Source organism: Actinoplanes flavus (genome assembly GCF_017592555.1).
Classification (GTDB): domain Bacteria; phylum Actinomycetota; class Actinomycetes; order Mycobacteriales; family Micromonosporaceae; genus Actinoplanes; species Actinoplanes flavus.
In genome coordinates this window covers 209,304-222,612 of the sequence record NZ_JAGFNS010000008.1, presented here as the reverse complement: position 1 = coordinate 222,612, position 13,309 = coordinate 209,304, and the positions used below count along the sequence as shown (strand labels likewise).

15 protein-coding genes are annotated in these 13,309 nt (G+C 73.2%); 8 read left to right on the top strand and 7 right to left on the bottom strand.

Annotated elements, in window-relative coordinates:
* Nucleotide 1: 1 nt before the first annotated feature.
* Entirely contained in the window at nt 2–496 is a 495-nt protein-coding gene (locus J5X75_RS14590; protein ID WP_208467903.1) for a DinB family protein, read from the bottom strand.
* A gap of 215 nt (nt 497–711) precedes the next feature.
* Here J5X75_RS14590 and J5X75_RS14585 point away from each other — a divergent pair, with 215 nt between their 5' ends.
* The 8 genes from J5X75_RS14585 (at nt 712) to J5X75_RS14550 (ending at nt 5,987) form a co-directional block, all read left to right on the top strand.
* Nucleotides 712–1,134: a MarR family winged helix-turn-helix transcriptional regulator gene (locus J5X75_RS14585; protein ID WP_208467902.1), complete on the top strand. Its 423-nt coding sequence runs from the start codon at nt 712–714 to the stop codon at nt 1,132–1,134.
* Between the two features lie 49 nt (nt 1,135–1,183).
* Nucleotides 1,184–1,354: a hypothetical protein gene (locus tag J5X75_RS14580; protein WP_208467901.1), complete on the top strand. Its 171-nt coding sequence runs from the start codon at nt 1,184–1,186 to the stop codon at nt 1,352–1,354.
* Nucleotides 1,355–1,357: 3 nt separating this feature from the next.
* Nucleotides 1,358–1,789, top strand: a complete 432-nt coding sequence (locus J5X75_RS14575; protein WP_208467900.1) for a DUF2243 domain-containing protein — start codon at nt 1,358–1,360, stop codon at nt 1,787–1,789.
* 12 nt (nt 1,790–1,801) lie between these two features.
* Nucleotides 1,802–2,647 (top strand): cytochrome c oxidase assembly protein, encoded by an 846-nt coding sequence (locus J5X75_RS14570; protein ID WP_238487944.1) that lies wholly within the window; start codon nt 1,802–1,804, stop codon nt 2,645–2,647.
* Nucleotides 2,644–3,444 (top strand): SDR family NAD(P)-dependent oxidoreductase, encoded by an 801-nt coding sequence (locus J5X75_RS14565; protein WP_208467899.1) that lies wholly within the window; start codon nt 2,644–2,646, stop codon nt 3,442–3,444. Before J5X75_RS14570 ends, J5X75_RS14565 begins: the two co-directional genes overlap by 4 nt.
* Nucleotides 3,445–3,521: 77 nt before the next feature.
* The gene (locus J5X75_RS14560; protein ID WP_208467898.1) at nt 3,522–4,511 is read left to right on the top strand and encodes a radical SAM protein; all 990 of its coding nucleotides are present in this window, start codon (nt 3,522–3,524) and stop codon (nt 4,509–4,511) included.
* Nucleotides 4,512–4,632: 121 nt separating this feature from the next.
* Nucleotides 4,633–5,079, top strand: coding sequence for a hypothetical protein (locus tag J5X75_RS14555; protein WP_208467897.1), 447 nt, complete (start codon nt 4,633–4,635; stop codon nt 5,077–5,079).
* A gap of 5 nt (nt 5,080–5,084) precedes the next feature.
* Nucleotides 5,085–5,987 carry a hypothetical protein gene (locus J5X75_RS14550; RefSeq protein ID WP_208467896.1) on the top strand — a complete coding sequence of 301 codons (903 nt, stop codon included), beginning with the start codon at nt 5,085–5,087 and terminating at the stop codon, nt 5,985–5,987.
* A 9-nt stretch (nt 5,988–5,996) separates the two neighbouring features.
* On the opposite strand, the gene J5X75_RS14545 is transcribed toward J5X75_RS14550, so the two are convergent.
* From J5X75_RS14545 to J5X75_RS14520, 6 genes are read right to left on the bottom strand one after another with little or no spacing between them, the layout of a single operon-like run.
* On the bottom strand, nt 5,997–6,554 hold the full coding sequence (locus J5X75_RS14545; protein ID WP_208467895.1) for an RNA polymerase sigma factor: 558 nt from the start codon (nt 6,552–6,554) through the stop codon (nt 5,997–5,999).
* Nucleotides 6,551–7,996 (bottom strand): dynamin family protein, encoded by a 1,446-nt coding sequence (locus tag J5X75_RS14540; protein ID WP_208467894.1) that lies wholly within the window; start codon nt 7,994–7,996, stop codon nt 6,551–6,553. The genes J5X75_RS14545 and J5X75_RS14540 overlap by 4 nt, the downstream gene beginning before the upstream one ends.
* Nucleotides 7,996–10,263, bottom strand: a complete 2,268-nt coding sequence (locus J5X75_RS14535; RefSeq protein WP_208467893.1) for an Hsp70 family protein — start codon at nt 10,261–10,263, stop codon at nt 7,996–7,998. The genes J5X75_RS14540 and J5X75_RS14535 overlap by 1 nt, the downstream gene beginning before the upstream one ends.
* 1 nt (nt 10,264) lies before the next feature.
* Nucleotides 10,265–10,567: a hypothetical protein gene (locus J5X75_RS14530; RefSeq protein WP_208467892.1), complete on the bottom strand. Its 303-nt coding sequence runs from the start codon at nt 10,565–10,567 to the stop codon at nt 10,265–10,267.
* Nucleotides 10,564–11,367, bottom strand: coding sequence for a C39 family peptidase (locus J5X75_RS14525; protein ID WP_208467891.1), 804 nt, complete (start codon nt 11,365–11,367; stop codon nt 10,564–10,566). The genes J5X75_RS14530 and J5X75_RS14525 overlap by 4 nt, the downstream gene beginning before the upstream one ends.
* Complete coding sequence (locus tag J5X75_RS14520) at nt 11,364–13,235, bottom strand: dynamin family protein (protein WP_208467890.1); 1,872 nt, start codon at nt 13,233–13,235, stop codon at nt 11,364–11,366. The genes J5X75_RS14525 and J5X75_RS14520 overlap by 4 nt, the downstream gene beginning before the upstream one ends.
* Between the last annotated feature and the right edge of the window lie 74 nt (nt 13,236–13,309).

Here is a 13,309-nt window from a genome sequence, read left to right as displayed (position 1 = left end):
ACTACCGGCCGGTGACGCCGTCGACGAGCTCCCGCAGAATGTCGGCGTGACCGGCATGCCGGACCGTTTCGCTCGTCACGTGGGCGAGCACCCAGCGCAGCGTACGAGGCGCGTCACCGACCGGCTGCGCGGTGCGGACATCGAGGCCGCCGGCCGCGAGGATGTGCGCGTCGCTGTCCGCGATCGCGGTCCGGTAGCCGGTGATGATCTGCTCCGGGGACCGGCCCGGCTCGACCACCATGCCGAAGTCCACATCGGCGTAACGCCGGTCCCCGGCGAACGTGTAGCCGAACCAGTACCGTTCGGCATCGGTCAGATGCTGGACCAGACCCAGCAACGTGGTGTCCGAGACGACCAGACGGCGCCGCAGTTGCTCCTCATCCAAACCGGAGACCTTCTTCAGTACGCAGGAGCGCGCGAAAGACAGGAAGGCGAGGGTGACGTCGAGCTCACCACCGTCGTTGGAAGGCACCGCTTCACGTTGAGACTCGATCATCCCCAGACCTTACGTGCTCGCCATCCACGTGCCCCGGGAGCCGAAGGGGCTCGGTGCCGAAAGCGCGCCTGGCACCACGCTCATCGCCCGTGCGTCGATCATCGACAGCAGGCCCTCGCCGTCGACATCCCAGCTCGCATATGGCCCGTTCGGACCGCCGGCCGCGAGCTGGGCGCCGGACAGCTGCGGCCGCCCTCCCCGCACCACCCACCCTGATGCGCATCAACGCGTACCTGCTGTCCCTCAGCGGCAAGGCGGGGCGCGAGCGTGTCGCCGGCCGCCTCGCCGAGCGGGGCCTCCGCATGTGGCACATGGCCACCCTCGCCGCCCTGGCCGACTTCGGGCCACATTCCCAGCGCGACCTGAGCATCCGCCTCGGCATCGACCCCAGCGACATGACCAAGGTGATCGACCAGCTCTCCACCGCGGCCCACGTCGGGCGAACCCGCGACGGCACCGACCGGCGGCGTGTCCTGGTCAGCATCACCGATCGGGGACGTGACCTGCTGGCGGAACTGCTCCGGGACGCCGCCGCGGTCGACGACATGCTGCTGAGCGGCCTCACTCCCGGCGAACGCGACGAGTTGCACGCCCTGCTGCTCAAGGTGTTCGCCGCCGCGCGAGACGTCTCCCCGTAGAAGCGGTCCCCGGCGTTTGGCCGGACCTGGCGGGGGAACTCGCGCGACCATGACGACCGCGGACGATAACCGGCTCGAGCCGATCGGCGATCCGGACGAGGAGACCGGCGACTTCGCCGGTGAGCACGAGGACTTCACGACCGGCGAGCCGGAGGTCGAGCCGGAGCCGGAGAGCCCGGATCGCTACTCGGGCGGACTCGACCGCGAAGGACCGCCGTAGGCGATGCGCTCGCGCAACGTACTGTCCGGTGTATTCCTCGGCGTGGGCGTCGCGGCCTTCGTCGACGAAACGGTCTTCCATCAGCTGCTGCACTGGCATCACTTCTATGACCGGTCGACGCCGGCGGCCGGTCTCGTCTCGGACGGGCTCTTCCATGCGTTCGGCTTCTTCTGCACGGTCGGTGCGCTGTTCCTGCTGGCCGACCTGCGCCGGCGCAACGTCTTCGACCGCCGGCGCTGGTGGGGCGGCCTGTTCGCCGGGGCCGGCGCTTTCCAGTTGTACGACGGCACGGTCCAGCACAAGCTGCTGCGCCTGCACGAGATTCGCTACGACGTCGACATCGCCCCGTACGACTGGGCATGGAACGTCATCGCCGTGGCCCTGCTCGTGGTGGGATTCGGCCTGCTTCGGCGCCGTCGGCGCCCGGTCACCTAGCGGATGGTGTCGATGTCCGGCATGCCCGGCGGCGGCAGCCTCGAGGTGCTCGACGGTCTGCTGCTGATCGCGGCCCTCACGTACGCCGCCGGGATCCTCGCCGCGCGCCGCCGCGGACGCTCGTGGCCGGCCGCGCGTGCCGCCTGTTGGTACGCCGGGCTGACCGTGGCCGCGGCGGCTTCGGCCGGCCCGGCCGCCGCTCACGGATTCGTCCCGCACATGGCCGGGCACCTGCTGCTCGGTATGGCAGCGCCGCTCCTGCTCGTGCTCGCCGCCCCGGGCACGCTCGCTCTGCGAGCCCTGCCGGTTCGCCGTGCGCGCCGCCTGTCGCGTGCCTTCTCGGCCTGGCCCGTGCGTATCCTCACCCACCCGGCGGTCGCCGTCGTGCTCGCCGCGGGTGGGCTCTGGCTGCTCTACACCACCGGCCTCTACCCGGCGATGATGCACAGCCCGGCGATTCATCTCCTGGTCCAGGCGCACGTCCTCGGCGCCGGTGTGCTGCTGACCCACGCGATCGTCGGGGTCGATCCGATGACCCACCGGGCCACCCCACGGGTGCGCGCGGCGGCGTTGCTGGTCTTCATGGCGGCACACGGCATCCTGGCGAAATACCTGTACGGGCACCCGCCAGCGGGCGTGTCCGGCCCGGCCGGGCGCACCGGCGCCGAACTCATGTACTACGGCGGCGACCTCGCTGACCTTGCGCTCGTCATCGTCTTCTGCTGGCAGTGGTACGACCCGGCGAGGTTCCGCGTCGGTGCCCGCCGGCCTCCTCGACCGTGGACGTTGCACGACGACGCCCGGATCGGGAGGCTGGAACGCATAGATGCGCCTCAGCCGGGCAACCAGCGTCCATGACCTCATCGAGCGGAAACATGTTCGCCGTCGTCACGGGCGCGTCCAGCGGGATCGGGTTCGAGCTGGCCAAGCAGTTCGCCGAGCACGGTTACGACCTGCTGATCGTGGCCGAGGACGACGGCATCGACCAGGCCGCCGCGGATCTGCGCCGCGACGGTCGAAACCAGATCACGGCGGTACGCGCGGATCTGGCCACCTACGAGGGCGTGGAGCAGGTGTACGCGGCGGTTCTCGAGACCGGCCGCGGCGTCGATGCCCTCGCGCTGAACGCCGGGCGGGGGATCGGTGGTGACTTCACCCGTGGGACCGAGCTGGCCGACGAGCTGAACGTCATCGACGTCAACGTGACCTCGACCGTCCACCTGGCCAAGCGGCTGCTGCCGGACATGGTCGCCCGTGACGCGGGCGCGGTGCTGTTCACCTCGTCCGTCGCCTCGATGATGCCCGGCACCTATCAGGCGGTCTACAACGCGTCGAAGTCGTTCGTGCAGTCGTTCGCCGAGGCCCTGCGGGAAGAACTCGAGGACACTGCGGTGTCGATCACCGCGCTGATGCCGGGGCCGACCGACACCGACTTCTTCCATCGGGCCGAGATGGACGACACCAGGGTCGGCGCGGGCGCGAAGGACGACCCGGCGCTGGTCGCCAAGCAGGGCTTCGAGGCGCTGATGAAAGGCCGGGAGAAGGTCGTCGCCGGTTCGGTCAAGACCAAGGTGCAGGGCGCCGCCTCCAAGGTCATGCCGGACGCCGCGAAGGCTCGGATGCACCGGCGGATGGCCGAGCCCGGTTCGGCGTGACGGGTCGACGGTAGGGGGCCGCGCGTTTCGTACCCCTGTCTGAGGTTATTGGTTGGGAAAGGGGGCATTCCGGCGGCATGTCCGTTGACCTCGACCCGCCGCTCCCCGCCCACCTGCAGGTGGAGGTCACCTCGGCGTGCAATCTGCGGTGCACGATGTGCCTGGTCCGGTATCGTCCGCCGGTCAACAGACTGGCCGGGGCGATGGCGCCGCGGCTGTTTCACCGCCTGGTCGAGGACGTCGCACTGCGACAGCTCACCCTGCAGGGGCTCGGCGAGCCGCTGCTCTCGCCGTACCTCCCGGAGATGATCGAGGCGGCGGTGCGGCGCGGCATCCGGGTCGGGTTCAACACCAACGCGACGCTGCTGCACCGGCGCCGGGCCGAGGAGCTGGTCGCCAGCGGGGTGGACTGGCTGCACGTCTCGCTGGACGGGGCGAGCGCGGGAGCCTACGAGCGGATCCGCGACGGTGCGGACTTCGGCGCCGTGGTCGCGAACCTCGCCGGGCTGGTCCGGGCGAAACGGGCCGCGGGAAGCGCCACCCCCTGGATCCGGGTGGTCTTCGTGGCGATGCGCGACAACGTGGGCGAGTTGCCCGACCTGGTCCGGCTGCTCGGCGGGATCGGGGTGGACGAGTTACGGGTGCAGAACCTCTCGCACAGCTTCGACGACACCGACCCGGCCGGGCGGTACGCGCAGATCCGCGCGTTCACCGCGGACCAGGCGCTCTGGGGCGGCGCCGATCAGGCCCGGGCCGAAGCCGCCTTCGCGGAGGCCCGGCGGGCCGCCGCGGACGCCGGGGTACGGCTGCGGCTACCCCGGTTCAGCGACGAGGGCGGTGGTGGCTGCACCTGGCCGTGGGACGCCGCGTACATCACCAGCGCCGGGACGGTCCAGCCGTGCTGCATGGTGATGGGCGACGACCGGGTGTCGCTGGGCGACCTGAACGAGGCCGGGTTCCCGGAGATCTGGCGGAGCGAGCCGTACCGCGAGTTCCGGCGGCGGCTGGCCGGCGACGACCCGCCCGAGGTCTGCCGCGGCTGTTCGCTCTACCAGCACACCTTCTGACGGCCCGCGCCCACCGGTAGCGCACGCCACCGGAGGAAGCGCCGGAAAAAGTTCGAAGACGCGGGAACATCGGGGCCGGTACGCCTCTCTGATCTTCAACTACGGAGCAGGGAGGCAACACATGACCGAGTACATGGACAACGACGCCGACGGCTACTACGAGACGCTGGTCGCCGACACCGACGCGGACGGCCGCTACGAGACCGTGGTCGCCGACATGAACGCGGACGGCACCTACGACATGGGCGCTGTCGACACCAACGGTGACGACATGGTCGACCGGGTGGCCGCCGACCTCGACGGCGACGACGTCGCGGAGAGCTTCTTCGCCGACCGGGACGTCGACGGCGTGTTCGACGCGGCCGGGATCGACACCGACGGCAACGGCGTCGTCGACTACACGATCCTGGACGACGACGCCGACGGCATCGCCGACATGGTGATCGTCGACGCCGACGAGAACGGTGTCGACGACGCGGCCGAGACGGTCCCGGCCGCCGGGTACGCGCCCGGCTACGACGAGGTTCCGGGCGTGACCTTCGAGATCACCGACGCGGGACGGGCCTGACCGTCGTGCGTTTCGACCAGCCGGCGCCGCCGGAGGACCCGGCCCGGCACCTGGACCCGGCGGCGATCCGGCCGTGGCCGGGGCTGCTCTCGATCGACGTCGGCGACGAGTGGGCGGTCAGTTCGGTTCGCCGGCTGACCGCACCGATGCGGACCAGCGGCCGAGCCCTGCTGGACGAGGAGTCGTTCTCGCTGCTGCGGGCGGTCGCGCCGGACCGGGCACTGGATCCGGCGGACAGCCCGGGGCTGCCGGTGGCGGAACGGCTGCGACGGCGGTTCGGTGGCGGGCCGGCGGCCGGCGACGGCGAACCCTGCCGGATCGGGTCGCTGCCGGGCCGGTGCGACCGCCTGCACGAGCGTACGGGCGCGCCTCGCGGGTTCCTGCTGAGCGCCGGCACCGGCGAGGCCGACCCCGCCGGATCCCCGCTGGGACTGGTGGTGTCGGCCACCGGACCGTCGTCGCGCTACGACACGGTCGCCTCGACCGGATGGCGGCTCGCCACCACCACGGCGCCGGGCGCGCCGGCGCACCACTGGGTGCGGGTCAGCGGCTGGCAGTGGACGGAGACCCTGCGGTTGGACGCCGGTGACCGTACGGTGATCGTGTCCGCCGAACGCACCTGGGCCGAGGATCTGCGGCAGTGGACCGACGACGTGTTCGCGCGGGGGCCGTTCCCGCGCGGCATGCGGATGCTCGGCGAGCGGCCGGTCCACGTCGAGGGCCTGCCCGGCGCCCGGATGCACCGGTTCGACTGGCAACCGTCCGGCATGGCCCGGCTGCTGACCACCATGGTGGTCGGTGTCCGCGACGGCGTCGGTTTCCAGATGACGATGGAGCTGTCGCTGGACAGCGAGGCGGCGCTGTCGATGACGCTGGACGACCTGCTGCCGTCGGTGCGGCTGGCGTGAACGTGCGGCTCAGCCGGCTTCGGCGGTCAGCAACGCGGCCATGCCGGCACGGGCGCGGTACAGGCGGCTCTTGACGGTCTGCACACCGACGTCCTGGTGGGCGGCGATCTCCTCGTAGCTCAGCTCGCCGTACTCGCGCAGCACCAGGGCGGTCCGGAACGGTTCGGGGATCTGGGACAGGGCCGCCTGGATCCGGTCGCGTTCGGCGTACCGGTCGGCGGGGTCGTCGACCACGAGCAGATAGTCGTGTTCGTCGACGGCGACCGGGGTGTCCCGGCGGCGGCGGACGACGCCGAGCGCCGCGTTCGCGGCGATCCGGTACAGCCAGGTGCTGAACCGGGCGTCCTGCCGGAAGCCGCCGAGATGCTGCCAGGCGGCCATGAGCGCGTCCTGCAGGGCGTCTTCGGCGTCCGCGTGGTTGCCGGTGAGCCGCAGGCAGATGGCCCACACGCGGGTTCGGCACGCGCCGGCCAGCGCCGCGAAGGCGGCGCTGTCGCCGGCGCGTGCCCGGGCGACGAGCGCGGCGTCGCCGTCCGGTCCGGGGGTACGCGGTCCGGTGCCGGTCATGACCCGGCCCGCCGGGCGATCAGCTGGTACGACCGGGCCAGCACCCGGCCGGCCTCCGCCTCGGCGGGCAGCATCGCGAACGCGGCCTCGGACTGCGCGGCGGCGGCCCGGCCGCGCGCCTCGCCCGCGATGTCGCCGGCGGCCGCCGTCTCGGCCAGCCCGAGCCGGGCGGCGTCCGACGAGTCGGCGCTGACCCGCTCCAGTTCGGCCCGCAACGGCGAGGTGGGCGCCTCGGCGACCAGATGGCGCAGGGCACGCAGCTCGCGGACCGGATGCAGGGCGGGATCCAGCCGCGCCTGTTCGATCAGGGCGAGCACGGCGCCGGTGTCGGCCTGCGGGGCGTCCGCGGCGCGGGTCAGCACGGTCATCGCCCGCATGGCTTTCAGCGCGTGCGCCCGGCACAGCAGGCCGTGCCGTAGCAGGTCCTCGACCCGGCCGAGCCCGGACACGGTCTCCAGCCAGGTCACGAGCTGGTGGGCGCCGGCAGCGCAGTGATGCCGCCCCTCGTGCACACCGTGGACGCCCAGGGTGGTGTAGAGCCGTTCCAGCGCCGCCACGTCGATCCCGTCGGGCAGCGGCAGCCGGTGCCGCAGCCGCAGCCGCTGCTCCGGCACGTCCGCGGTGGCCGCGAGGGCCCGGGCGTCGCTTTCGCGGATCAGGCCGGTGCGGGCGGTCTCGGCGAGCAGGCCGGCCGCCGCGACGACCGCCGAGACGTCGGCGGCACGGGCGTCGGCGAGCCGGGCGGCCGCCGCGTCCGCCGCCGCGAACGGGTCCGAGCCGCCGTCGCCGAACAGGTCGGCCTGCGACAGCACCCCGATGGCGTTGACGGCGCTGGCGCCCAGCTCACCGGTGGCGGTGCGGAACTGGCGAAGGAACTCGACCTCGTCCTGCCGCTGTGCTTCACGGAACACGAACAGCACGGCGTCCGCCTGTCCGGCGGCGTACCGGGAGGCGGTGTCGGCATCGTCCGGGGCGGCGCCCAGCACGGCCGCGCGGGTGGCGTCCTCGTTCGAGGTGGTGAGGGTGGCCAGGCCCGGCGTGTCGATGAGGGTCTTCTCGCGCAGCGCGGCGGCCTGGAGATGAACGACGATCCGGGCCACCTCCTCGGCCGGCGTCCCGAGGGCCGCCGGCAGCCGCCCGTCGTGCAGCGGCAGATCACGCCGGGTGCCGTCGTGCAGGTGGAGTTCGGCGCGTTCCGGGGCGCCGTAGCGGTACCAGGTGACCGTCCGGGTGCACTCGCCCGCCGCGGTCGGCGCGATACGGCGCCCGACGAGCGCGTTGACCAGTGTCGACTTGCCGGCCTTGACCCGCCCGACGACGGCAACGCGCAGCGGTTCGGCCACGGTGTCGCGGAGGGTGGCGGCCGACTGCCGCCCCGCCTCGTCGAGCAGCGGGGCGACCTCGTCGCACAGCAGGGCGATCCGCGCCGCGACGGGATGCATCAGGGCCTGCCCAGGTGGGTGCGGATCTGGTTCGCCACCTCGGTGATCTGGTCCGTGCGCAGGTGCACGTCCACGCCGGGCGGCGGGCAGTCGGCTCCGGGCCGGTAGGTGGTGCCGACGACGATCCGCCGCTGCGCGTTGCCCCAGTCCACCTTGATCCGTACGCCGGTGACCACGTCGGGGGTGAGGATCACCGGTACGCCGTTCCAGCCGGCCCGGCCGCTGGTCAGGTCGAGCATCGGACCGGAGAGGGGGATCACCACGGCCGGTGGCCTGGCCCCGGCGGCGGGGTAGAAGAGCAGCTCGCTGGGCCAGCCGGTCATGCCCACGCCCATCACCGAGACCTGCCGGGTGTGGCGCGGTGGCAGACCGAGACAGGTACGGACGATCCGCGTCACGTCCGGCGGGCGGGCGGTGGCCGCGGCCAGCCCGCCGCCGGCCGGCGGCGCGTAGAGGTCGGCGAGGTCGCTCAGGTACGCCTGCTGCTGTGGCGTGGGGTGCGCGGGCCGGGAGATCGGGGTCCGGAACGGTGCGACGGCCGTGGGCGGCTCGGTGGCGGTCGACAGCCAGATCTGGTCGGGTTCGGGCGGGTCACCGTGGGTGAACGCGTCCAGGTAGTGGTTGCCGGGCGCCCAGGTCGACCAGTCCGGCCGCCTCAGGATCTCCTGCCGTTCGGCCTCGGTGGCGGTGCACCAGGTCCGCATGACGCACACGGCCCAGATGTCGCCGGGTCCGTGCTGGTCGTTCCAGCGCTGCCGGGCCGCCGGTTTCCAGTGGGCGGCGAGCCACGGCGGCGAGTCCCCGAAGAAGACCTTGACCGGCAGCGGCACGCCGGACGCCGGCGGCGGCGGGATCTCCACACCCGCATTGTCCTGGCGCATCCGGGCGATCAGGCCCGGATCGGCGATCACCCGTTCGATCAGCCCGGGTACGCACATCAGCGCGGCCAGGGTGACCAGGTCGTCGATGACCGCCGGGCCCTGCGGGGTGCCCGCCAGCGCGGCCGCCAGCTCGGGGTTGACCTGGAGAACCCGCTGCGCCGCCGCGCTGAGGCCCGGAACGTCGGCCGCCGGCGGCGGGCTCGTGACCACGGCGGGGGCGGGCACGGCGGGGGCGGGCCCTGCGGGCGCGGGCGCGGGTACGGCGGGCGCGGGGGCGGGCGCGGGTACGGCGCGCGCCGTCTCGGCCGTCGCCGTGACGGCGTGGTGTGCGCCCAGCGCCACGACGAGTTTCGGGTCCTCGAGCGTGGCCGGTGGGCGGCCCAGCAGCGCGGTCAGATCCCGCTGGACGGCGCGCAGGTGCGACGAGCCGCCGGTGAGGTAGAGCGCGTGCAGCTCCCCGGCGGTCAGCCCGGCCTGTGCCAGGGTCTGCGCGGTCAGTTCGGTGGCCCGCCGGACCTGCGGCGCGACCATCTCGTCGAACTCGTCCGCGGTGATCGTCACGATCTCTTCGGCGTCGGCGGCCACGACCGGGATGCCGGCGTACTCGTGCTCGCTCAGTTCGTGCTTGGCCTCGCGGACGTCGTTGCGCAGCGCCTGCAGTGCCCTGGCGTTGGCCGGGTCCCGCACCGCGCGTGCCAGGTCGCCGCGGTCGCGGTCCGCCAGCCGGGCCAGCACGGCCGTCAGCAGCAGGTGGTCGAAGACGTCGCCGCCCAGCGGGTCGGCGCCGGCCGACGCGAGCACCCGCATCGCGGACGTGTCGCCGTCGGCGCGCAGCAGGGCCACGTCGCAGGTGCCGCCGCCGAAGTCGAAGACCGCGACCGTGCTGCCGGCCGGCAGCGGCGTCGTGTGCGCGTAGTGCGCGACGGCCGCGACCGGCTCCGGCACCAGGCGCAGGATCTCGTCGGGGAAGCCCGCCTCGACCGCCGCGGCCCGCAGCACCTGTCGGCGTGGTTCCGCCCAGTCCTGCGGGTGGGTGAGCAGGACCGTGTCGGGCCGGTCGTCGCCGGCGACCCGGGCGGCCCGGGTGGCCACGACCCGCAGCACAGCGGCGACCAGCGTCACCACCGGGATGTCACGGCCGCCCAGCAGGACGGCGTCCTGCCCGATCAGGCGCTTGGGGGAGCGCTCGAACCCGTCCGGGTGCAGCCGCGCGGAGCGTACGGCGGTGGTGCCGACCTGGATGCCCTGCGGGGTGGCCAGCACGGCGGACGGCATCTGTTCGGCCGAGTCCGACAGCCGGACGGCCGTCGGCGGTCCGTCGCCGCGCCGGTAGGCGGCCGCGGTGTTGGAGGTGCCGAAGTCGATCGAGAGAGACCAGCCGGGCAAGTCAGTACGTCTCCGGTTCAGAGCCTGGTAGCCAGGGGGTGTCGGGTGAGGGCGGCTGCGCGTCATCGTGATCGTCGATCATGTCGTCGGTCAACTGCCCGGGAGGGTCGAGCCACCAGTCCGTGTCGTCATCGACCGGGTCCACCGGGGTGCCGCATTCCGCCTGGTCGGGCACCAGACCCGCGGCCGCGATCGGTTCCGCGTCCGGGTCGAGCGCCCGCGCCAGCGCCGCGGACCACACCGCCTTCGGGGGTGCCGGCGGCTCACCGAGCACCCCCTGTTCCGGCTCCAACGGGTCGTTCACAGGTGGCGCCTCAGCAGTGTCCGGCCCACCAGCAGGACCGGCAGGACCACGTACGGCCGCTCGACGAGCCACGACACGACGTCCGCCAACCGCCCCGAGGCCGGGTGCGGCGCCGGCTCCGCGGCCGGCTCCCGATCGGGCGGGAAGTCGCAGACGAGGGCCGTGTTCCCGGAGTCCGCCCAGGCGCCGGCGAGGACGTCCAGGTCCACCTCCATCCGGTTGCCGTCGGCGGTTCCGGGGTCGGAGAGGATCGCCACGCCGCGGTCGGCGTCGATGCCGGTCAGGACGACGGCGTGGTCGGCGCCGTCCGCGTCCTCCCGGCCGTACCAGATCTCGTCGCCGTCCACCGCGAGCATCACCCGCCGGCCCTCCGCGAGATAGCCGGCCAGGGTCTCGACCCCGATGCCCATCTGGATCTCGGCCGGCACGCCCGCGTCCTCCAGCAGCGCGTGCGCGCCGTCGATGCCCATGCCGGGCATGCCGCCGGGGGCGACCTCGAACAGGTGCAGCTCGTTGGCGCGGGCCACGAACGCGGATTCGTCCGCGTGGTGTACGCCGGTGTACTCCGACACGATCTGCGCGATGCTGGCCGGCACGCAGTAGCCGTTGGCGGCCTGCTCGAACCAGTGCTCGGCGTCCCCGGCCGGGTCACCGACGAGGTTGCCGTCCACCACCCCGCCGAAGGCCTCGACCTCGTCGTACTGCTCCCCGGGCAGGCCCAGGCGCAGGTCGGCGACGTCGTCGGCGTCGTCGGGCAGCGACGGCAGCAGCGTGTCCGCCCAGCTGTGGTCGTCGGTCATCGGTTCGCCCCCTGGGTGTTCTCCGGTCGTTGGGAGTCTGATGCGCCGGATTCCCGCGATGTTCCCGGCGGCGCCAGCGAAACGAGTTCCCGTTCGACGAGCTCCCGCTGGTCGGCCACGGCCTCGAGGTCGCGCTTCACCGCCGTCAGGCGTTCGCCGCGGTCGGCGGCGGACGCCCCGGCCGCGGTCTCGGCCTCCGCCACGATCGCCTCGATCCGCGCGATCTCCGCCTCCAGGTGGTCCTCGACGGCGATCATCAGCTCCGGGCGGCACTCACGGATCGCCGATTCCACCGCGGCCGTGAGGTCGCCGCGCAGCGCCGTGACGGTCTCGACGAGAGCGATGTCGAGCTTCTGCCGGCCGACGCGCACCTTACGGTAGCCCAGATTCAGCAGGAACCAGGCGCCCCCGGCCACCAGGCCCAGCGGCCCACCCACCGTCGTCCCGGCCAGGCCGAACTTGCCGGCGAGGCTCGCTCCCATCAGCGCCGAGCCGGCCAGAGCCGGATCGAATCCGCTGCCACGCGGGTCCAGGGTCCGGCGGCCGGGGGTGAGCGCGATCTCGAGCGAGGCGGTCACCGGTTGCAGCGCCGCGACCGCGGCGTCGACGTTGCCGAACAGCTCCGCGGCGGTCGCCACCAGGTCGCCGCGCAACCGGTCGGCGACGTGCGCCGCGATCAGGAGAACCTCGCTGTTCAGTTCCGCGAGCACGGCGGTGGCGCCGGTCTCGGTGACACCGCTCCACTCCCGGCTGATCCGCAGCCGCCAGCGGTCGCGCAGCTCGTCGAGCAGCCGGCCGATGTCACGGCCGGCGGATTGCCGTATCCGGCCGAGGTCGCGTTCCAGGTCGAGGCGCCAGCGGCGTTTACGGGCGCGCAGCCGCTCCAGGGCCGCGCGTTCGGCCTGAACCGGGTCGTCGTTCTCGGGCAGATCGGTGAGCGCCCGGCGGTGACCGTCCAGCTGCCCGGTGAGCCGGTTCAGCCCGGACAGGGCGGTACGCAGCACGTTGGCCAACCCGATCGTGTGGGCCTCGGACTCTCGCCCGCGAAGTGCCTCGGCCAGTGCCGCGATGTTCGACTCCTGCTCCAGCAGCGGCTGGATCTCCGGGTCGTCGACGGCGCGTGACTCGGCCGCGAGTGTCGCCGAGACGGCGAGCATCGGCGCGCCGGCGAACCGGGGGGCGTGCCGGCGCAGCAGCTCCCGGTTCGCCGCCACGATCTGCCGTCCCGCGTCGGCGTACCGGTCGGCCTTGGTGACCGCGAACACCACCGTCTCCACCTGCTCGGCGGCCTCGGCCAGGAACCGCAGCTCCGGAGCGGTGAGAACCTGCCCGGCGTCGGTGACCATGAGAAGCACACCGGCGCGGGCGGCCGCCCACCGGGCGAGACGGCTGTGCGCGGACTCGATCCCGCCGACGCCCGGGGTGTCGACCAGTGTGATGGCCGGCAGCCAGCGACTGGCCGCCGCCACCTCGGCGTGGCCGGGCGCGTCGGGGGAGTCGCCGGGGCCGGTTCGGAGGAACGCGACGGCGTCCTCGTACGGCACCGGCTGCCGCCCGGCCGGGCCGGCCAGCGCCCAGCCCTCGTCCGGCAGTTCCTCCGAGGGCGGCACCACGTACAGGAACGCCTCGGCCGCGACGTCGGCGCCGACCGGGGCCACGTCACGGCCGGTCAGCGCGTTGACCAGCGAACTCTTGCCGCGTTTCACCTCACCGACGACGACGATGACGAGCCGGTCGTTCGCCGCCCCGGCCGTGGCGGCGTCCAGGCGTGCCACGTGGTCGTCCAGCCGGTGCTGGTGGAACAGTTTGCGGGCGCCGATGATCGCCCGGTGCTGATCGCGGGTGACGGCGAGACGAGACGACGGCATCCAGGCTCCCTGTCTGGTGGCGGAGATGCTGGTCAGGCCCCGCGGTAGGACAGATGGTGCCACGGGCGCGGACC

Excerpts from the sequence above, each read along its gene's own strand:
- J5X75_RS14590 (WP_208467903.1), bottom strand. The coding sequence starts at position 496 with ATGATCGAGTCTCAACGTGAAGCGGTGCCTTCCAACGACGGTGGTGAG.
- J5X75_RS14585 (WP_208467902.1), top strand. The coding sequence starts at position 712 with ATGCGCATCAACGCGTACCTGCTGTCCCTCAGCGGCAAGGCGGGGCGC.
- J5X75_RS14580 (WP_208467901.1), top strand. The coding sequence starts at position 1,184 with ATGACGACCGCGGACGATAACCGGCTCGAGCCGATCGGCGATCCGGAC.
- J5X75_RS14575 (WP_208467900.1), top strand. The coding sequence starts at position 1,358 with ATGCGCTCGCGCAACGTACTGTCCGGTGTATTCCTCGGCGTGGGCGTC.
- J5X75_RS14570 (WP_238487944.1), top strand. The coding sequence starts at position 1,802 with ATGTCCGGCATGCCCGGCGGCGGCAGCCTCGAGGTGCTCGACGGTCTG.
- J5X75_RS14565 (WP_208467899.1), top strand. The coding sequence starts at position 2,644 with ATGACCTCATCGAGCGGAAACATGTTCGCCGTCGTCACGGGCGCGTCC.
- J5X75_RS14560 (WP_208467898.1), top strand. The coding sequence starts at position 3,522 with ATGTCCGTTGACCTCGACCCGCCGCTCCCCGCCCACCTGCAGGTGGAG.
- J5X75_RS14555 (WP_208467897.1), top strand. The coding sequence starts at position 4,633 with ATGACCGAGTACATGGACAACGACGCCGACGGCTACTACGAGACGCTG.
- J5X75_RS14545 (WP_208467895.1), bottom strand. The coding sequence starts at position 6,554 with ATGACCGGCACCGGACCGCGTACCCCCGGACCGGACGGCGACGCCGCG.
- J5X75_RS14540 (WP_208467894.1), bottom strand. The coding sequence starts at position 7,996 with ATGCATCCCGTCGCGGCGCGGATCGCCCTGCTGTGCGACGAGGTCGCC.
- J5X75_RS14525 (WP_208467891.1), bottom strand. The coding sequence starts at position 11,367 with ATGACCGACGACCACAGCTGGGCGGACACGCTGCTGCCGTCGCTGCCC.
- J5X75_RS14520 (WP_208467890.1), bottom strand. The coding sequence starts at position 13,235 with ATGCCGTCGTCTCGTCTCGCCGTCACCCGCGATCAGCACCGGGCGATC.